Source organism: Nostoc sp. CHAB 5836 (genome assembly GCF_020829445.1).
In the GTDB taxonomy this organism is placed as follows: domain Bacteria; phylum Cyanobacteriota; class Cyanobacteriia; order Cyanobacteriales; family Nostocaceae; genus Nostoc.
In genome coordinates, this window is the sequence record NZ_JAIVFV010000125.1 from 1 (window position 1) to 20,835 (window position 20,835).

At 43.5% G+C, this 20,835-nt stretch carries 15 protein-coding genes; 9 read left to right on the forward strand and 6 right to left on the reverse strand.

Annotated elements, in window-relative coordinates; genetic code table 11:
* Positions 1-12: 12 nt before the first annotated feature.
* The gene (locus LC605_RS22095) at positions 13-1,020 is read right to left on the reverse strand and encodes a rod shape-determining protein (protein WP_229549689.1); all 1,008 of its coding nucleotides are present in this window, start codon (positions 1,018-1,020) and stop codon (positions 13-15) included.
* A 633-nt stretch (positions 1,021-1,653) separates the two neighbouring features.
* Here LC605_RS22095 and LC605_RS22100 point away from each other — a divergent pair.
* On the forward strand, positions 1,654-2,016 hold the full coding sequence (locus tag LC605_RS22100) for a single-stranded DNA-binding protein (RefSeq protein WP_229549675.1): 363 nt from the start codon (positions 1,654-1,656) through the stop codon (positions 2,014-2,016).
* Between the two features lie 76 nt (positions 2,017-2,092).
* Here LC605_RS22100 and LC605_RS22105 read toward each other — a convergent pair whose 3' ends face one another.
* The 3 genes from LC605_RS22105 to LC605_RS22115 all read right to left on the reverse strand — a co-directional run bounded on the left by LC605_RS22105 (position 2,093) and on the right by LC605_RS22115 (position 4,582).
* Positions 2,093-2,833, reverse strand: a complete 741-nt coding sequence (locus LC605_RS22105) for an SIMPL domain-containing protein (RefSeq protein WP_229549676.1) — start codon at positions 2,831-2,833, stop codon at positions 2,093-2,095.
* Positions 2,834-3,071: 238 nt separating this feature from the next.
* Positions 3,072-4,280, reverse strand: coding sequence for a transposase (locus LC605_RS22110; protein WP_229549677.1), 1,209 nt, complete (start codon positions 4,278-4,280; stop codon positions 3,072-3,074).
* 62 nt (positions 4,281-4,342) lie between these two features.
* Positions 4,343-4,582 (reverse strand): helix-turn-helix domain-containing protein, encoded by a 240-nt coding sequence (locus tag LC605_RS22115; protein ID WP_229549678.1) that lies wholly within the window; start codon positions 4,580-4,582, stop codon positions 4,343-4,345.
* A gap of 524 nt (positions 4,583-5,106) precedes the next feature.
* Between LC605_RS22115 and LC605_RS22120 the strand changes: the two genes are divergently transcribed.
* The 4 genes from LC605_RS22120 to murI all read left to right on the forward strand — a co-directional run bounded on the left by LC605_RS22120 (position 5,107) and on the right by murI (position 13,110).
* The gene (locus LC605_RS22120) at positions 5,107-6,585 is read left to right on the forward strand and encodes a cation:proton antiporter (RefSeq protein ID WP_229549679.1); all 1,479 of its coding nucleotides are present in this window, start codon (positions 5,107-5,109) and stop codon (positions 6,583-6,585) included.
* 620 nt (positions 6,586-7,205) lie between these two features.
* Positions 7,206-9,086, forward strand: a complete 1,881-nt coding sequence (locus LC605_RS22125; RefSeq protein WP_229549680.1) for an N-acetylmuramoyl-L-alanine amidase — start codon at positions 7,206-7,208, stop codon at positions 9,084-9,086.
* 1,100 nt (positions 9,087-10,186) lie between these two features.
* A complete protein-coding gene (locus LC605_RS22130; RefSeq protein ID WP_229549681.1) occupies positions 10,187-12,115 on the forward strand; it encodes an N-acetylmuramoyl-L-alanine amidase in 1,929 nt (642 codons plus the stop codon).
* Between the two features lie 128 nt (positions 12,116-12,243).
* The gene (gene murI / locus LC605_RS22135) at positions 12,244-13,110 is read left to right on the forward strand and encodes a glutamate racemase (protein WP_229549682.1); all 867 of its coding nucleotides are present in this window, start codon (positions 12,244-12,246) and stop codon (positions 13,108-13,110) included.
* 66 nt (positions 13,111-13,176) lie between these two features.
* On the opposite strand, the gene LC605_RS22140 is transcribed toward murI, so the two are convergent.
* Positions 13,177-13,374, reverse strand: a complete 198-nt coding sequence (locus tag LC605_RS22140; RefSeq protein ID WP_229549683.1) for a hypothetical protein — start codon at positions 13,372-13,374, stop codon at positions 13,177-13,179.
* Between the two features lie 946 nt (positions 13,375-14,320).
* Here LC605_RS22140 and sds point away from each other — a divergent pair.
* Entirely contained in the window at positions 14,321-15,292 is a 972-nt protein-coding gene (gene sds / locus LC605_RS22145) for a solanesyl diphosphate synthase (protein WP_229549684.1), read from the forward strand.
* Positions 15,293-15,666: 374 nt separating this feature from the next.
* Here the strand turns inward: sds and LC605_RS22150 are convergent, their stop codons facing one another.
* On the reverse strand, positions 15,667-16,140 hold the full coding sequence (locus tag LC605_RS22150) for a hypothetical protein (protein WP_229549685.1): 474 nt from the start codon (positions 16,138-16,140) through the stop codon (positions 15,667-15,669).
* A 203-nt stretch (positions 16,141-16,343) separates the two neighbouring features.
* Here LC605_RS22150 and hetZ point away from each other — a divergent pair, with 203 nt between their 5' ends.
* The 3 genes from hetZ to LC605_RS22165 form a co-directional block, all read left to right on the forward strand.
* Positions 16,344-17,555, forward strand: coding sequence for a heterocyst differentiation protein HetZ (gene hetZ, locus LC605_RS22155; protein WP_229549686.1), 1,212 nt, complete (start codon positions 16,344-16,346; stop codon positions 17,553-17,555).
* The gene (locus LC605_RS22160) at positions 17,548-18,525 is read left to right on the forward strand and encodes a PatU (protein WP_229549687.1); all 978 of its coding nucleotides are present in this window, start codon (positions 17,548-17,550) and stop codon (positions 18,523-18,525) included. Before hetZ ends, LC605_RS22160 begins: the two co-directional genes overlap by 8 nt.
* 811 nt (positions 18,526-19,336) lie before the next feature.
* The coding region (locus LC605_RS22165) for a DUF3488 domain-containing protein (RefSeq protein ID WP_229549688.1) at positions 19,337-20,835 on the forward strand (1,499 nt) is incomplete at its 3' end.

Below are 20,835 nucleotides of genomic sequence, written 5' to 3' on the forward strand. Positions count from 1 at the left end.
TTGCACACCGCGTTACATATTGCGGGAACTTTCAGTGACAACTCGTTCCAACTGTTTAAAGTTTTCTAACACACGACCTGTTCCCAGCACAACGCAACTCAAAGGATCGGCCGCAATGTGGGTAATAATCCCCGTTTCATGGCTAATCAGGGTATCTATGCCTTTGAGCAAAGCACCACCGCCAGCTAACATAATACCTCTGTCAATAATGTCTGCCGCCAGTTCTGGCGGTGTCCGTTCCAGTGTCCGCTTCACAGCTTCTATAATTACTGATAGCGGCTCCAACATACTTTCACGGATTTCTGGGGCTTTGATTGTTACAGTTCGCGGTAGACCAGAAAGCAGGTGTAAACCTCGGACTTCCATCATCGCCTCATGATCATCATTTGTGGGATAGGCAGAACCAAGCCGAATTTTGATGTCCTCGGCAGTACGTTCACCAATGACTAAGTTATGAACTTTCTTAATATACTGAATGATCGCTTCAGTCAGTTCATCGCCAGCAATGCGTACTGATTCGCTGATTACCGTACCTTGGAGACTCAGCACCGCAACTTCTGTTGTACCACCACCAATATCGATGATCATGTTGCCAGTGGGTTCAGCAACAGGTAGTCCTGCACCAATGGCCGCAGCTACAGGTTCATCAATTAAATAGACTTTTCTTGCTCCTGCTTGGTGAGCTGCATCCATCACAGCTCGCCTTTCTACTCCTGTGACACCACTGGGAATACCAATGACAATCCGGGGTAAAATCAAAGACCTGCCTTCATTTACACGCGCAATAAAGCTTTTCAACATTAGCTCGGCGATATCGAAGTCAGCAATTACACCATCTCGCAAAGGGCGGAGGGCAATCACATTTCCAGGTGTGCGACCGAGCATTTTTTTGGCTTCTTCTCCTACTGCCAGTGCTACCTTTTCGTTGACATCGATCGCCACGACAGAAGGCTCTTGCAGTACAATCCCTTTACCAGATACATAAACGAGGGTGTTAGCAGTACCGAGGTCGATACCCATATCCCATGATGTGCGAAAGTTCCTAAAAATACCCACGCCTCTCTACGCCCCCTATCTGCGATACTTTTTGACTACAACGGTTAAGAGTTAATTGTGCCAAATTCGATTACGTTTATATCCTGAGTTGAGTAAATTAGACTATATTTTTATCGGATTCCCAGGAATATTTACCGAGAAATTGGGTTTAAAGCCCCGTCATAAAGGACGGCTTTCAATTAATTAGTGTACTAATGCACTATACTAAATAATAGTGGAAAGGTAATCAACCACTTAAAAAACCTAGGTGTCGAGAGACAAACCACTGAACCATATGTCTTATTACTCTATTTTTTAATACTCTCTGGTTAGGTTAAGTAGGTCGGCGCAATTAAAGTTAACTGGCTAAGGCTGTCATTCGTCACTTGTCATTAGTAAGGGTTTTAAGCTTATTTACGTTTCGTAACATACTTAAGTTTTTTCGCACCAAGGTGCTTAGTATCAGCGTATACTTTTATGTGTTTCTCGAAGTAGTCTGTATAAGTTTTCAATTCAACTATATTGTTAACTGTTTATCACATTATTTTCAATAGTTTCACAATTCGCTATGATGAAAGTCTCAAGTATTCAGTACGTATGTACTAAGAAGTCAGGCACATGAGTATCAATATTGTCACCCTTGTTGGTCGTGTAGGCGGCGACCCAGATATAAAATATTTTGAATCTGGTAGTGTTAAGTGTAGATTGACACTAGCGGTAAAAAGGCGATCGCGCAATAGCGATGAACCTGACTGGTTCACACTGGAATTATGGGATAAGACGGCTGAAGTAGCAGGTAATTACGTGCGTAAGGGAAGCCTGATAGGTATAAAAGGTTCTTTAAAGTTTGATACATGGAGCGATCGCCAAACAGGAGCAAACCGTTCTACACCAATTATTAGAGTAGATCAACTAGATTTATTAGGCTCTAAGCGCGATGGAGAGGGCGGTTCAGGAGATATGTCCTCAGAACATTTTTAATTGTTAGTCCTTTGCCCTCACAAATGACAAATGACAAATGACAAATGACAAATGACAAATGACAAAGGACAAATGACTAATAACTAATTTGCAGCGTTACCGACGCTTCTACCTGCTGTTCACCGCCAATTACAGGGGTGGAAGCATCAGCTAACTTTGAAGCCTCAGCACGTAAAAACATGGGTGGTGGAGGCGCACTGGCATTATTAACTTGAATACTCACTACTTCTTTGGATTTAAAACCCAAGGCACTGAAAACAGCATCAGCTTGCTGCTGGGCATCTTGAGTGGCTTCTTTTAATGCTTGTTTTTGCGCTAAGGCGATCGCTTCATCATTGGCAACAAAACTAATGCCGTTAATTTGTGTCGCACCTGCTTTGACAGCATCGTCTAATAATATCCCAGCTTGCGCAGTCGGAATACTAAAACTCACAGTATTATTGGCAGCATAGCCTGTGATTCGCTGCACATTATTAGTGTAGCTGTAAACTGGGTTGAGCCGAATACCAGTAGTTTGTAATTTTTCAACATTTTTGCTTTTGAGAAACGCAACCACAGCAGAAGACCTCTGGGCAACTTCTTGCTGTACCTCCTGTGCTGTTTTCCCCTGAATCTCCACTCCTAAACTGACTTGCGCCAGGGTTGTCGGAATTGTTTCCACTCCGCGACCACTGACAGTTAGGGTTCGCCACAATTTATCTTTTTCTTGTGCCAAGGCAGGTAGTACAAAAGTTGCACATACCAGCAGCGCTAAAGGCAGTATTTTCCACAAGTTTCCACTGAGAAACTGAGAACCGGGTAAAGTGGTTCTAGTCATAAAATTTCCACTCCTCAAAGTATCCACAGATGTTTTTAGTAGCGTATATAACAATCTTTTGGTGGTCGTTGAGAGTCAACAGCCACCACAAGTCTTTGACAACTCAAGGGCGATCACTAGATACTAGATCCGATTTATATGTTCTTACTTTGACACTGCGATCGTCAAAAGCCAAAATGGTTACATTTTTGGAAAGTGACATACTCCCCGCGCCGTCATAAGAGGACGGCGGGGGCTTCTAGGTGACTCCCCCCAAGGGGTTGGACATTTCCCTAGCTTTTAAAAGGACGGGATGCCCCGCCGCCCTATGTTTTATATTTCGCGCTGCGTTGTGGTCACGGTCGTAACTAGCACCACACTGGCAGGTGTGCCATCTATCGGCCAATGTTTTTGAAACTGTCGCGCCACAATCAGAACATTCAAGACTAGTACCGTTGGGGTTCACTCCTACTACCAAACACCCAGCACTTGCAGCCTTGATATTTAGAATTTGTAGAAATTGACCCCATCCAGCATCAGTTACGGACTTGGCAAGCATTGATTTTGCCAGTCCCTTGATATTTAAGTTTTCATGTGCAACAACTTGGGATTGATTTAATAGCCATCTTGCAGTTTTATAATGAAAATCTTTGCGCTGATTGGCAACTTTTAAATGAGATTTTGCAACACGTTTAATAGCTTTCTTACGACGATTTGACCCCTTCTTTTTACCTGATAACTGACGCTGTAGCCGTTTTAATCGCTTCTCGGCTTTGCGGTAATGCTGGGGAATTTCTACTTCTTGGTTATTACTCGTTACCAAGAATGATTTCAACCCCATGTCAACGCCTACAGTGTTGTTTAGTGTGGGGATGACATCAGTTTTAGTGCTAGCCACAGTCACATCTTCAAGACTAAGGCTGATATACCAACCGTCAGCCTTGTGGGTAATCGCGGCGGTTTTGATTTTGAAACCGTCAGGAATAGGACGGTGCAAAATCATCTTCACCTTGCCGATTTTGGGTAACTGGATGAATTTACCCTGTATGTGTTCTGGCTTGATGGGGTCGGGAAAGGCAAGTGTTCGGTAACGTCCTTTGCCTTTAAAACGTGGACGACCAGAACGCTTACCATTGCTATCTCCCTTTAACCATCTGTCAAATGTCTTTTCAACTCGTGCGATTACGTCTTGTAGCGTGTGGGAGGGGATATCTTTGTATTCTGGAAATAAAGCTTTAGTGTTGGTTAAATCGCGTTTTTGACTGTAGTAGTCAGGGCGGTCTTTTAGCGGTGCGATACCGCAAGAAATAATAGAGCATCGGTCAACATCACAACGGTTTTGCTCGTACCAGTTAAACCGTTCTGCCAACCTGTAATTATATTGACGGCGACACAGTTCTAGCCAGCTTTCAAAGGTGGCTATCTGTTCCTTTGTTGGTCGTAGACGGTACTGATAGGCTAGACGCATAGGAAAAGCAGCTATGCTGAGGGCAGATGGCAGAAGGGTGAAGAGAGATTTTAGTTAATTAATTAGCCGTCAAATTTCACGCCCAAATCAACATCTAGGGCTTTTTCAATCCCTCGCAAAGTCTCTAGCGGCAAATCTTGAACTTTTTCGTTTTCAATACGATTCCAGTGAGGAACGCTTATCCCTGCTTCAGCTGCTAGCTGAGTAAGAGACTTACTTGATGCCTGACGGTGATCTTTTATGCGCTTGCCCAATTCGGGAAACTCTTTACCATAAGTAACTCGCATTAAGAGTGATTCCATAAGCATTACCTATCAAGTATCTCGTTTTAAGTTAGTCCCATCATAACCCTAAAAGAGTTACTTTATAAGTATTGCTTATAAAGTTGTAGGTTTTTAATATTTGTAGGTTGGGTTGAGCGCAATGCGAAACCCAACAAACCACGCTCTTCGGTTGGGTTTCGTTCCTCAAACGCCACATGCTACCCTGCGGGAACGCTAAAAGCGAACAAGTCTCTTAACCGCAAGGGCGCAGTGGCTCCCCAACCTACACATTTTTTATTTTTTTGCCAAAACCTACGCAGTATTGGGGCTGAAGCCCTGACTACAAACTAAAAGCTTTTATTTTTTGTGACACTTGCGTAAGTCCTAATTTTGTTGTGGCCTATTGGCTGCTGAAAACTGAACCGGAAAATTATTCTTACTTGGCAGCAGTTGATTGAGTTGACAAATGGCACAATTTAAGCTATACAAGCTGCCAATCGCATTTCCATAGGATGTTTTTCAGAAACGCGTCAGAATCAAAGAGAAGAATTTTCAGAGAACCCATGCATTTGTTAGATCCAATCAGCTTCTCTTTTCCTCTGCTGGCCAGCGCAACAGAAGCCGCAGACAGTTCAATGGTAGTAGCAGCAGTGCTACTAAGCTTAGTAGTCATTTATCTCGCCAGCAAAGTTGGTGGAGAGTTATCAAACCAAGTGGGTTTACCGCCTGTGTTAGGCGAACTTGTTGGTGGTGTGATCGTGGGCATCTCTGTTTTTCAGCTTTTAGTGTTTCCAGAAGGTGGCACAGACAGTTCTAACTCTTTGATCATGTCCTTCCTTCAAACCACTGCTGGTTTAACACCGGAAGCCACTCCAGCAGTATTTGCAGCGCAGTCTGAGGTCGTTTCCGTTTTGGCAGAATTGGGTGTGATCATCCTGCTGTTTGAAATCGGTTTGGAGTCGAACTTAAAAGACTTAATGGCAGTTGGTATCCAAGCCACAGTTGTAGCAATAGTGGGGGTAGCAGTACCCTTTGCTGCTGGGACTGCGGGACTAATGACTTTGTTTGGTATTGGTGCTGTACCGGCAATTTTTGCAGGGGCGGCTTTGACTGCCACTAGTATTGGTATTACTTCCAAAGTGCTGTCAGAATTGGGGCGACTCAATTCTAAAGAAGGGCAGATTATTTTGGGTGCTGCCGTAATTGACGACGTACTAGGAATCATCGTTTTAGCAGTAGTTGCCAGCCTAGCTAAAGATGGCGTAGTGGATGTCAGCAAAGTTATTTATTTGATTATCAGCGCCACTGGTTTTATTTTGGGAGCAATCCTACTAGGCAATGTTTTCAATAAGTCCTTTGTAGCGATCGCTGATAGACTCAAAACACGCGGTGGACTGGTAATACCAGCATTCATCTTCGCCTTTGCAATGGCATACCTTGCGGCCGTCATCCACTTAGAAGCAATTTTAGGAGCTTTTGCGGCGGGTTTAGTCTTAGAAGAGACAGAAAAACGCAAAGAACTACAAAAGCAAGTCTGTCCCATTGCCGATATGTTAGTGCCAATTTTCTTTGTGACTGTTGGCGCAAAAACCGATTTGGGAGTTTTAAACCCAGCAATTCCCGACAATCGTGAAGGTTTAATAATGGCAACTTTCCTGATTACAGTAGCCATTCTCGGTAAAGTGATCACAGGCTTAAGCGTGTTTGGTCAACCGGGAATCAACCGTTTAGCCATCGGTGTAGGGATGATTCCCAGAGGCGAAGTTGGATTAGTGTTTGCTGGTGTCGGCGCTGCTAGTGGCGCTTTGTCAAAACCATTAGGGGCAGCAATTATCATGATGGTTATCTTAACAACCTTTTTAGCTCCTCCCTTATTACGATTTGTATTTCCAGATCCAAAAACTGTGGACGGAGGCTTAGAGCAACTAATTTTAGACGGTTCCTCTGGTACTTCGTTAGTAATAGAACCACCTCAATCGAGAGTGCCAGCATCAAATGACAGTAGCAATTTGGAAGTAACCCCAGATTCTGGCGATCGTTAATCTTTAGAAATGGGGAATGGGGAATAGGAAGAAACTTGTTCAATAATTCTCCCCCATCCCCCTCATCCCCCGGTTGGTGAGCGAAGTCGAACCACATCCCCCTCATCCCCCCCATCTCCCAATCATACAGTGGAAACTTCTCTTACCAAATCTCCGTCCCGTGTGATTGTAGAATAATCGTCTGTTTATAATTTCTACCAGCATTGAAAATGTTACTTATTTCCAGTTTCCCTCGGCTTGTAAGCCTTTATCTGAATATTTTCTAGATAATTGGGGAGTAACACCCATAAATCTTGCTAGATCATCTGACAGTAATGGGAATTATTTACTCAGTGCATCAATGGCAACAAGAAACAAACATTTATTAGTGAACAGCTATCAATTATCAGTTTTCTAGCTTAGTTGGGAGTCAGAGTCCCCCACCTTTACAGGTGGAAGGTTTCGCATGGGGATTTACACTGAATATTAAACCTGAATAACTGAATTTTAAGTATGTCTTAATAGCAGCTTAAAAATCAAAAAAGGCATCAAAGGTCAAGTTTAGGTGGTTACGGTGTGACGATTTACCAATGAGTTGAGATATTGATGGCTCCCATGAACCTGAATTAGGAGAAAGGACTGTGAAATTACACTGGTTACTACCCAGCACTATTGGAACTATCTTCATGCTATCGTCGCCAGCAATGGCAGCGAGACTTGAATCTTGGCGCTTTGATGCCAATCAAAACAGGCTGGAAATTAATACTGTGGGAACAGTTCAACCCCAGGCACAACTAATTTTCAATCCAACTCGGCTAGTAATTGATTTGCCAGGAACTACATTTGGTCGTCCGCAGCTAACACAACAGATCGGTGGTGGAATTCGCTCGATCCGTGTTGGGCAGTTTGATACAGAAACAACACGGATAGTTGTCGAACTGACTCCTGGTTATACTTTAGACCCCAAACGAGTCCAATTTGTTGGTACAACTGGCGATCGCTGGACGGTGCAATTACCTAGACCAGAAGTCGATAAAGTAGTATCGTCTCCCAGAAGTGCTTACAGTGTAGTTACCCCAGATTCTGAGCCTCAACCTAATATTTCCAGGGTTGTCACTAGTACACGAGGGGCGACTCAAATTGAGAACTTACAAGTAACAGGTGATGGGTTGTTCATTCGTACCAGTGGTGGTGATCCTCCGATTCGGGTAATTCGCAGCCGCGATCGCGCTACGATCTTTGTGGATATCTCTGGCGCATCTTTATCACCACGTCTGACTCAGCAAAATAATATACCCGTTAACAAATATGGTATTAGCCGCGTCGAATTCACTTCATTGCAAACCCAACCTCCTGGCGTTCGCCTGACTTTGCGGGTAGATAAAAATAGCCCAGATTGGCGAGTAACTAATAGCAACAGCGGTGGTTTGGTAGTTTTACCTAGTCGTGTTGTCAGATTACCTGGAAGTAATAATTCCGACAATCAGTCAGAACCCACTTCCTTTCCCAGCAGACCATCTGATAACAACTCCCCAGCAACAATTGAGTCTGTGCAACTGGCTGATAATGGCACACAACTGCTAATTAGAAGCGACCAAACTGTATCTGCTACAGCAGCCTGGGATAGAACTTCTGGTCTGTTCCGCGTCACAATTCCCAATGCCAAGTTAGCTTCCAGAGTTACAGGCCCGACTTTTGCTCCCAATAGCCCCATTCTCCGGGTACGCCTGCAATCGCAAGAACCCAACACTGTCGTTGTCTTAGTTCAACCAGCAGGCGGAGTGCAACTTGGGCAACCCAGGCAAATCGGCGACCAGCTTTTGGCTTTACCAATCCAAGGCTCTCGGCGAATTGTCGCCCTCCCCGGAAGACCACCTTTTGCCTTACCTGGGCTACCACCGCCAAACCGAGGGCCATTCCCAGACCCAAACAATCTCAATCCCCAGCCCCTAACACAACCACAGCGCCGAGTTACCAATGGGCGAGTGGTAGTCATTATTGACCCCGGACATGGGGGTAAAGACTCAGGGGCAGTGGGCATTGGGGGGGCACGCGAAAAGGATGTTATTTTGCCTATTGGTAAAAGACTTGCTCAAATTTTACAGCAAAATGGCGTACAAGTAGTTATGACGAGGGATTCTGACTATTTTGTTACCCTTCCGGGACGGGTGCAATTAGCAGAACGAGCTAATGCTGATGTGTTTGTTAGCATCCACGCTAATGCAGTCGGCCCGGGTCGTTCGGAGATCAGTGGCTTAGAAACATATTATTACGACAGTGGTTTGGGTCTAGCTCGCAGTGTCCATAACAGTATTCTCCAAAGTATTGGTACTCTCAAAGACAGGGGAGTACGACGAGCCAGGTTTTATGTCCTCAGAAAAACTTCTATGCCCTCCATTCTCGTGGAAACGGGTTATATGACTGGACGAGAGGATATGGCTAGGCTGAGAACCTCAGCTTACCAAAATCAAATGGCAGAGGCGATCGCTCGTGGCATCCTTCAGTATCTAAGGAGAAGATAAGTCAACACTGTATGAGCCGCACAATACAACTTTTCGTTAACAGAGCATTTATAAAGTAAACCTTAAATTGTCGGGTGCGTTCAAGCTGAGAGTACGGCACCATATCTCCAGGTGCCCTGCGGCTAAATTAGACTTTCTCAAACCCTCAAATTCCTACACAGCCGTAACACACCCTACTTAATATTTACTTTATAAATAAGCTCTAAGGCCATATACTACCACACACAGTAAGTAAGTCGGCAAGAATAAAACAACCTATATTACGAAACGTAAATGCACCTCAAACCCTTATAAATGATGAAGGACAAATGACAAATGACAGCCTTAGCCAGTTAGCTTTATTTGCGTCGCTCTACTTACAACCCCATTCGTGACAAGTTAAGGCAAAATTCGTTTTGTCAATAGTAATTATGATGTAAACCATCGATTATTCAGAGTATTTAATTAAGTTTTGTACTAAGGTTTTGGAGTAAGAATGAACGATGCTTTTGAATTTGACGCCTAGGCGTAGCCAGCACTTCGGCTCCTTTCGACTTCGCTACTTCGGCTGCGCCCTTCGGCTACGCTCAGGACAGGCTCAGTACAAGTCAAGGCAAGTCGCTCAGTGACCACCCTAGGCATCGGTGGCTAAAAATTTGTGTTTCCGACCTCAAATTTTGGCAAAATTTTAAGCACTATTACTTATTGACAAATAGTTAATGACCTGTATTTGTCAATAATGGAGCGTAGCAGGACGTTAGTCCGGCATTAACCCAAAATCGGCTTTTATGTAAAAAATAAAGGTTCAAAACCGGACTTACGTCCCGCTACGCGCTTTCGCCCGAAGTCAAGCAAAAAAATCCGTATCATCGTCAGGTAGGTTGAAACCCCACCCCTCGTGGGTGGCTTATTTCCCTGTTCCCTTTCATTTAATCTAAAATTGGCAGTCAAATTTATCTGGGATAATGGCATGGCAAAATCAGAGGAGCGTGCTATATTTTACGCCATTAGCTGTGTCTTAATAACAATGCAAAACTCAAGTGTTGCGGTGATGGTGTGAGGATTTGCCAATATGTTGAGATGTTGACAGCTCCCATGAATGTGAATCAGGAGAAAGGACTGTGAAATTACACTGGTTACTATCCAGTACTATTGGAACCATCTTCATGCTATCGTCGCCGGCAATGGCCGGGAAACTTGAATCTTGGCGTTTTGATGCCAATCAAAACAAGCTGGAAATTAATACTTTAGGGAATGTTCAACCCCAAGCACAATTAATTTTTAACCCCACTCGTTTGGTAATTGATTTACCAGGAACTATATTTGGGCGTCCGCAGCTAACCCAACAGCTGGGCGGTGCAATTCGTTCTATCCGTGTTGGGCAGTTTGACGAACAAACAACCCGCATAGTGGTTGAAATCACTCCTGGTTATACTTTAGACCCCAAAGGAGTGCAATTTATCAGGGCAACTGGCGAATCCCCTGCGGGGACACTTCGTGAACGCTGGACTGTGCAATTACCTACGCCAGAAGCTGAAAATGTCCCCTCAAAAAATACCGATGGTCATCAAGAACAAGCTATAGCGACACAAACTTCACCTAGAACATCTACACCAACATTCTCCCCAAGGAATATTTACAATGTGGTGACAACCGGCTTTGTCAATCCACCTAACAACGGAACGGTTGTCGCCAAAGTTACTGAAATTGAGAAGTTACAAGTCACAGGCGATGGTTTTTTGATCCGCACCAATGGTGGCAATCCTCAGATTCAGGTAAACCGTAGCAACGATCAGAAATTAATTAACATCGACATTGCTGGCGCAACTTTATCACCAAATCTAGAGCAGCGAGATTTGTCAATTAATCGCTATGGTGTCAGCCGTATCCAGTTCAGCCAACTGCAAACCAGCCCATCTGTTGTGCGCTTGACTTTACAGGTGGATGAAAATAGTCCCAATTGGCGAACAACCACTAGCAGTGTTGGTGGTTTTGTGATTTTACCCAGTCGTGGCGTCGCCCAATTGCCTGGAACTAACAGTCCACGCCCCATACCACCTACTAACACCTCAACTGCTACCATTCAGTCTGTCCAATTGGCTAATAATGGTACACAACTGCTGATTACAGCCGACCAAACTTTATCTGCTACAGGCGCCTGGGATAGATCCTCTGGTCTGTTCCGCATTACTATCAACAATGCTAAGTTAGCTCCCAAAGTCACAGGCCCTACTTTTAATCCCAATAGCCCTATTCTGCGGGTACGCCTGCAACCACAAGAATTCAATACTGTCACCGTCTTGGTTCAACCAGCAGCCGGAGTACAAATTGGGGAACTCAACCAGGTTGGCGGCCAGCTTTTAGCTTTACAATTACGACGCTCTGCTAGCAGCATCACACCGCCAATTGCTTTACCTCCCCTACCATCGCCAAACCAAGCTCAATTCCCAAACCCCACAGATAATCCCCGTCCGATCTCCAAGCCACGGCCGCGCCCCTCGGTTCCTAGAGGGAAATTGGTAGTAGTTATTGACCCTGGACATGGTGGAAAAGATTCAGGCGCTCCTGGTCTGGGGGGACTTTTAGAAAAAGATGTAATCCTCCCTATTGGTAAAAGGGTAGCAGCAATTTTAGAGCAAAATGGTGTACAAGCGGTGCTAACGCGCGATGCTGACTTTTTCGTAGAACTTCAGGGAAGAGTAGAGATTGCCAAGCGAGTGAATGCGACTTTGTTTGTCAGCATTCACGCTAACTCTGTTGATAATCGCCCTGATGTTAATGGCTTAGAAGTGTATTATTACGACAGTGGTTATGCTTTAGCTGAAGTAGTTCGCAATACCATCCTCCAAAACATCAGTACAATCAAAGACCGGGGAACCCGCAAAGCCAGATTCTACGTCCTCAGAAAAAGCTCTATGCCCTCGATTTTAGTAGAAACAGGTTATATGAGTGGTCGAGAAGACAATCCCAGATTGGGAACACCAGAGTATCAAAATCAGATGGCAGAGGCGATCGCTCAAGGCATCCTAAAATACTTAAAGCAGAGGTAATATAGTACAAATTACTAATTAAAAGGTGGTATTTAAACTTCTTTTGCTTGCGGAATTTAGTAGTAAATTTGTCCATTGTCTGGTAAATTCTGTATTTTAAATCCCAAAACCTAAATTAATATCTGCCTGTGTATTCATCTTTCATCTTTGAAGGGAATTTTGACGATTTTTCTGATCAAGAACCCCAACGTGCCCCAATAGGCATCTTTGATAGTGGTGTGGGTGGACTGACAGTACTGCGACAACTCTACCGGCAACTCCCCAATGAATCAATTGTTTACTTTGGGGATACAGCTCGACTTCCTTACGGAATTCGTTCACAAGCAGAAATTTTACGATTTACACGTGAAATTATTACCTGGCTACAACAGCAACGGGTAAAAATGGTGATTATGGCTTGCAACACCAGTTCTGCACTAGCTTTAGAAACCGTGCGTCAACAATTTAACATACCCATTTTAGGAGTAATCCTACCGGGTGCAAAAGCTGCGGTGCAGCAAGGAAGACGTATTGGTGTGATTGCCACTCCAGCCACAGCTAAGAGTAATGCTTATAAGCAGGCTATACTAGAAATTGCTCCTGATGTCCAAGTCTGGCAAGTTGGATGTCCAGAGTTTGTGCCACTGATCGAGCAAAATCGCATTCATGACCCCTACACTGCTGAAGTAGCACGAGCCTACCTACAGCCTTTATTAGACCAAGAAATTGACACCTTAGTTCACGGCTGTACCCATTATCCGTATCTTACACCAGTACTGCGATCGCTTCTCCCCCCTCAAGTCCAGTTAGTCGATCCAGCTGTTCACGTTGTAGCAGCTTGTGCCCAAGAGCTAGACTTACTAGGTTTAAGAAATACTCACTTACCATTGCCAACTCGCTTCGCTGTTAGCGGCTGTCCACAACAGTTCTCCCAGTCTGGAGTCCAATGGCTAGGCTATACCCCACTGGTTGAAGAGGTCTGCTTCACTGATACCCCTATTACCCAACTCCAATAAAACTAATTTGTCCTTAGTCCTTAAATCAAAACAAATGACCAAGGACAAAGGACAAATGACAAATGACTATTGACTATTAACTACTTGAGTGACCTTTGCCCTTACTGATATCTCCTGCTGGCGTTTTCCTTCAGCAGAGGAAGGGAAACTTCTCGGAACAGTCTTTGTACCCGTTCGCTTCGCCAGTGCTAATAACAGGTAGACTGTGAACAAATATCCAGAGGCTAAAATAAAAATCATCATAGGTATACTTCCGCAAATCATTGTTCTACTAGCACCCTTGTAAACGAATATAAAATTCCATAAATTAGTAGAACCTCAGCCAACCAAGAGCATTCTTGATGGCTGTAGTTTTCCTATGGTAAAATTACCTATAGAGATAAATTCTCTACGGACAAAGAATTAATTATCTAATCCGTCTTTTGGCAGACCATAGATCCCACAGCAGTTAGATTGCCAAACAGCAATCTAAAACTACGATTCTCAGAGGTCTACTTGATCTGCTTTATTTTTGCTCAAACGGCTGTGAACAGAGCAATGCCCGCGCTCAACGTCAAATAAAGACGTCTAGCGGCTTCCCATAGGGATACCGCATAGCTCCAAACCAGGAGTTTCGCGTATCGTAGCAAAAACCAAAGGAATAATTCCTTTAATCTAAACTGCGACTAATTATTTTAGACTCACATCATCCAGGCAGTAAAATCAACTAGTAGCTGACTTACTTTTGGAATGTGGATATGTATGTCAACAATTTAAAATTCCTACATTTTAGCGTAACACAACGTCCCTGAATTTTGAGCTTACTTGGCTGCCAAATTTCAAATTTTTTGAGTAGCTACACTTGAGTCTTGGATAAATTTAGTCTTACCCCGTGATAACAGATTGGAATTATGTCTATTTTGTCAATAAGTAATATTGCTTAAAATTTTTAGTAACTGTGGCGTCAAAGGTGTACTGGTAAATTAATTAACATAATTTAAACCAATATTTATTCCGCGATACTGTTAATTTATGTTTCAAGTTATTAAAACCTGAAACTCCAATAAATAAGCACAATTGCTTATTGACAAATGCACTAGCACTTTAATTGTCGTTGATAGACTCAGAAATATGGGATTACCTGATGAAAACTTTGCGCTGGCACAGGGTTATCTTAAAATGAGTATAGGATATGTAAACTTTCGTAACCTAAGTCAGAGTCCGCCCATCCATGACCCCAGCCACCTCCCTGTTTACCCCTGTGGAAGCAGACCTGCGACTACTAGCAGATAACCTCAAGCAGCTAGTTGGAAATCGCCACCCCATTCTGTTTGCAGCAGCCGAACATCTATTCGGAGCTGGGGGAAAGCGTATCAGACCAGCAATTGTCCTGCTAATATCGCGGGCAACAATGTTAGAACAAGACATTACGCCGCGTCACCGCCGCCTTGCTGAGATTACAGAAATGATTCACACAGCAAGCTTGGTACATGACGATGTGGTAGATGAATCAGACGTGCGGCGAGGCGTTCCTACCGTTCATAGTTTGTTTGGGAACCGCATTGCCATCTTAGCAGGAGATTTTCTCTTTGCCCAATCCTCCTGGTATTTAGCAAACTTGGACAATTTGGAGGTAGTAAAACTGCTCTCAGAAGTCATTATGGATCTGGCTACTGGGGAGATTCAGCAGGGACTAAATCGTTTTGATGGTGGTATCTCTATTGAAACTTACCTCCAGAAGAGTTATTACAAAACAGCTTCGTTAATCGCCAATAGTTCTAAAGCTGCTGGGTTGCTCAGTGAAGTCTCACGAGAAACTATTGAGCATATGTATAGCTACGGCCGTCATTTTGGTATAGCATTTCAAATTGTTGATGACATTCTAGATTTCACTAGTACAACAGATACCTTGGGTAAACCAGTGGGATCGGATCTCAAAAGTGGTAATCTGACTGCACCCGTTTTATTTGCTTTAGCCCAAAAACCATCTTTGGAAGTGCTGATTGAACGAGAATTTGCTCAACAAGGGGATTTAGAGCAAGCACTAGCACTGATTCAAGATAGTCAAGGTATACAGCAGGCGCGAGAGTTAGCTGCTCATCATGCGAAGTTAGCAATTGAACATCTTGCAGTTCTCCCACCCTCAGAATCCCACCAGGCATTGATTAACATCGCTGAGTACACACTGAGTCGCCTCTATTAAATCAGCTGTAGAGTGTGTTACGGAAGCCGCAACGTACCGAAAACCTGAAATGCTCTGTTCTGCTAAGGTCTTAACGCACACTAAACCAGTTTTAGATTTAATTCAACCCACTTATTTGCCAAGTAAAACTTGGGGCTTTTTATTTGGAAGTTCTTCAGTATGGACTCTGGTTTAGTGGGAAACTAAAACTGTAAAATGTTCACTGATAACTGTTTTTTTAGAAATTTTAGGTTTCACCGATAGTTGAGTCCGTTGCCTGATGTAAGGGAAAGAAAAAAATTTTTTCCTGATTTAGAAAACTTTTTTAAATAAATTTGAGATTGAAAAATTTGGATGTGGGATTGTATCTAAAAAACCCTACATCCAAATTTTTTCTATGCAATATCAGGGGGTATCTGTTTAGGCGATCGCTGCTGTCGTAGCTGTTGTTGCATGAGTTTTTCTAGATCAGTTCGCCGAATTTCAACGGTATGAGTGGTCTGACCCGGCGTTTCCAAAAAAACGATACTATCTACGGGTTCCAATGCCACCAATTGAAACAAAATATGGGTGACAGGAGTAATTTTAGCTAGCATTTGAGGGTCAAGCCCAGCAGGGGAAATTAGAGAGACATCCAGTATGGTAGGGAAAGCGTAAATCACACGCTTTTCCAATCCTGGATTAGCACGATTGCTCAACGTAGTTAAAACCCAGCTTGCCTCCGAATTTTGGAGAACATAGTACTGGGAGTAGCGTAATTTTTGAGCGATCGCTCTAAGGGCAGGAGCAATTGCTGCAACAAGATGTGGTGTCATACCATCGCGGGGTGCATTGTCGATCAGCAATTGAATTTGTGCTTCTAAATCCATAATGACTTGTATACGGCTCCTGGGTAATGGCAATAACATCTATCAAGTGTGAACAATCCCATCAGAATTGGGAATAATAAATCAGCCACATCCTCAATATAGGATTGGTCTGCGTTTAGCTTATACGTAAAACCAAACAAGCCAATACCCACAGTCCTACAGGTTGTATTTAAGTAAGTTAGGGTCTTTTGAAAACCGAGACTATGAATTCAGCCGCAACCGCAACCGCAACTATTCCATTTGCAACTATTCTGGGAGAAAATTCTACAGGCGTGGAGGTGATCTTTCAACTCCTATGCAAGGAGTTTCAGCAATCAACCAAAGCTTCGGAACAGAATTGCCACGACGTAGCAAGACGTATTACCACCGAAGTCTACCGGATTTGTCAGGAAAGCAAACGTATCCAAGCTTCTGGAACCGTAGAAAGCTCGGCGATGACCCTGGCTCGCTATCGGCTGCAACAGTGTCTCAGGTACTATCAGTTGGGTTCCAATCGGGGCAGGGTCGAATTACACAGTACTCTGAGTGCAATTGTTTATCGATATATTAATCCCCCTCAGAGGCAACTGAGCTATCAAGGGCGGCTGACGATCATTGAAGATTTCCTCCAGAGCTTTTATCTAGAGGCATTGAACGCTTTCCGGCGAGAAAATCAACTCGGTACCACTTATCGCCCTCAGACGCTCTTGGAATTGTCTGAGTATATGGCATTTACCGAGCGCTACGGCAAGCGACGCATTCCCTTACCAGGTCGTCAGCAGCAGCTAATTATTCTCCGGGCGCAAACTTTTTCTCAACAGCAGCCCCCAGAAACCAGCGTAGATATAGAACAAGCCGCAGAAGGTAGCAATAATGAAGCCGATGGTTCTTGGGAAGAACCAGCAATTCACCAATTGCGCTCCACAATGGCCACGCAAGCCGAACCCGAACCCGAAGAAGACACCTTGCGCTCCGTTGTTGTTACGGAATTAATGAATTATCTCGAACAACGACAACAATCTGACTGCGCTGATTACTTTTCCCTCCGCCTCCAGGATCTATCAGCACAGGAAATTGAGTCAATTTTAGGTTTAACCCCTCGTCAGAGAGATTATTTACAGCAGCGCTTTAAATATCATTTGATTCGGTTTGCCTTGTTGCACCGTTGGGAATTAGTTCATGAGTGGCTGGAAGCTTCTTTACACACCAATTTGGGCTTAACTCCCCAGCAATGGCAAGTATACACAGCACAGCTGGACAACAAGCAACGGTCTTTACTAGAGTTGAAGCAACAAGGACAAGCTGATGAAAAAATAGCAAAAACTTTAGGGCTGTCAATGGCACAACTTCAAAAACGATGGTTTAAGATTCTTGAGCAAGCTTGGGAAATTCGTAACTCATTAGTGTCCGGATCAGGTGCATCTACTCATGAATAGTGACTCAGAATCCTTACAACACCAGTGTCTCTGTTGTTTATTGACAGATAATGTCAAAAGTAACGAGCGATCGCTAGAATGTAAGGAAAATGACGGGGTGGAAAACCTCCTCAAGGAAGCCACTGCTTCAAAAAGCAGTCAGCCAAAATTGGGAGGAACGCCTCAGACCTTTAAACTGGGAGAAATTCCTACTGTGCAAGATCGTTTCCAAGCCGTCCTTAAGCGTCGGTTACAAATCCAAGTCCAAGACCATCCACCGTTGTTTCCCTGGGAAACACAATTAACCGACTATCCTGATTTTGTTGATGAGCCGTCAAGGTCACTAGTTCCTAGCTGGGGATGGATGGTACAACAGTCGAAGCTTAACCTGCCACGTCCCTTACCGGAGAAAGTTTTCCGGCAATTGCTAGAACAGTGTCAGGCTTTAGTGACATCTTCAGTGCCTCTGGGGGCAAAATTAGTTCAGGTGGTGGAGAACTTTTTCCCCAACGAGCCTCAAGCACTAAATGATATAGCTGGATTGGTGCTAAGAAGCACCTATCGGTCTGCAAGTACTCTGGAGACAATGCCCACTATTCAGAGCGATTACTCAGATTTACAACCGCGTCAACAGATGGCTTTGTCGTTGCTAGCAGCTAAACAACTGCTGGAAAATCTGACTCTACCACTTTCAGCAACCAGTCCAGTAGTAGAAAGACAATGGTTAACCAGTGTTGGTGCTTTGAACATCAGAGCAGAGTACCAGTCTCTAGGTAAACTTACGAAGTTACTTGTTCAGGCTGAGTTACCTGTTAAAGGAACTTTGACGCTGCAAGGAAGTGGCACTTTAGCAATGACAACATCTTCTACTTCGGGATACTTAAGTGTAGAGTTAGGCTGCGAGCAACTTAACCCAACTTATACCCTAGAAGTTGAGTTTCCAGAAATAGACGAACAGTCGTTGTTGTTTGTGATTAATCCCACTGTGTAACCTTAATTGCCACCGCTAGTATGTAATGCTGAATATCTTAAGGTGACTATTGCCTAGCTGTTGCCTTGGGGCTTTTTCAGTATCTAGATACTATTAGCAACAGGGTGCTTACTTATATCATTTGCGAAACTTAAGGCGTGGTTACAACTAACCAGTGGGAGTAGACTTACCCTCTACCCCATAAATGATTTTTTGTGGGTACTCGTCAGTCCACTCGGTTACTAGCAAAGCCTGGGGAACGAGTTAGTTTGTTGTGTTGTGCTGATTTGGCCTCGTCTGTATTTTATCAAGCCACCAATTTGTCACAACGATTTTATCTAGTTGTGTTTTTTACGCCATTAATTAGTTAAAGTACTTAAAATAGTCTGAATATTCCAAGCTAGATTTATCGTAAATTAAAGGGTTTAAGACCCCTACATCTATATGTATAGGACTAGTATTTGATTTTTGAAATACACGTAGGGTGTGTTATGCCGTAGGCTAACGCACCAAAATATAAAGGATGGTGCGTTACGGAAGCCGTAACACACCCTACAAGAATACTGAGATTTTTTCAGAAATCAAATATGATTCCTATAGCACCCATCTCAGTCGGGGTTTAAATCCCCGTATGAAATGTCTTTAATTTTGAATTTTGAATTTTGAATTTTGAATTGTTAAACCCTTTTCCTGCGCACTCTTGACAAAAGTGCAATTACCTTAACTTGTGACTGATGAGATAAGAAAGCTTCTTCTAAGGGGAATACTTTAAAGTAGGGCGAACAGTTTCGTCCTCAGCATTGTTTCCGTGGAATTTTCACTTAGACTCGAAATGCTTAACTTATCTAGGATCAATCGGTTTTGGCGTGTCCCTGTAGGTAATTTCTGGCGGCAAAATCGGCAGCGATCGCCTTTGATAGAGGCGGAAGATTCAATTTCCTTGCGGGTGCTGGTGCTAGCGTTGGTTATTTTGGGAATTGGGGCGACGGATATCGCTGCTGAAACTTCATTCAGTTTTTGGGCGTTACCTCTGAGTGTATTGGGTGGGATTTGGAGTTACTATCGTCGCCGCGATCGCAACGTTGCAGTTCAATTCTGCATCGCCATCGGAATGTTAATCGCACTGGGTGCTTTCTTTGGGCGATTAGCGGGAGAGTTGAATGATACGCGGTTGAGTTTGGCAGAGTTATTAATCCAACTCCAGGTGTTGCATAGCTTTGATACACCCCGCCGGAAAAATTTGGGCTATTCGATTGTTATAGGATTAATTTTATTGGGTGTGGCAGCAACCCTAAGTCAGACTTTAGCATTTGCACCTGTGTTGCTGTTATTTTTAGCGATCGCTCTGCCAACTTTAGTATTAGATTATCGCTCACGCTTAGGTTTACAACTATTAAAAACTCAAAAGGGAAAATTCAATCAGAAGAATTCCTCAACTCTCAATTTTAAATTTTTAATTCTAAATTTTTTGCTAATTGTCGGTCTGGGACTGGCAATTTTTGCTGTTTTACCCAGATTCCCTGGTTATCAGTTACGGAATTTTCCCGTAAGTTCTGCTATTCAAGTAAAAGGTAATTTCACAGGAAGTAGGATTATTAATCCCGGTTATGTCCGCCAAGGGAAAGGTGATAATCAAGGCAGTGGTACGGGACAAAATCAAACTGGTCAACCAGGTAAAGTAGATAATAACTTTTATTATGGTTTTAATAGCCAAATTAACCAAAACCTGCGCGGTGAGATGAAACCTAAAGTTGTGATGCGAGTGCGATCGCAAGCTGAGGGTTTTTGGCGAGTATTAGGATTTGACCGTTATACAGGTAAGGGATGGGAAGTTTCTCGGAATGAAGATGTTGCAACCATCAGGCGATCGCCTTGGTCTTACCAAATTTTTCTTCCCCCATCGGCGATCGCTGGTAAAAACCAAGAGGTAGTGCAAACTTATACAGTGGTCTCGGATTTGCCGAACCTAATTCCAGCGATGGCTAATGCCAAAGAGATTTACTTTCCCACACCAATGATCGCTGTTGATCAGGAAGACGGATTGCGATCGCCTGTAGAATTATCAGAAGGACTAACCTACACAGTAGTTTCTGAAGTACCATACCGCGATCGCACTTTGTTAGGTAAAGCTTCGATTAAATATCCGCAAGATATTAAAAAACATTATCTGCAAATTCCTCCCGAAATTGCCGAAAAAGTTAGGCAACGCACCGAAGAAATCCTCGCTAACTACAACCAAGAAAAAGTCGCAAAGTCTTCTAAAAGCTTGGATTCACCCTACGAAAAAGCTCTCTACTTAGCTCAATATTTAAAGCAACGCTACTCCCTTCC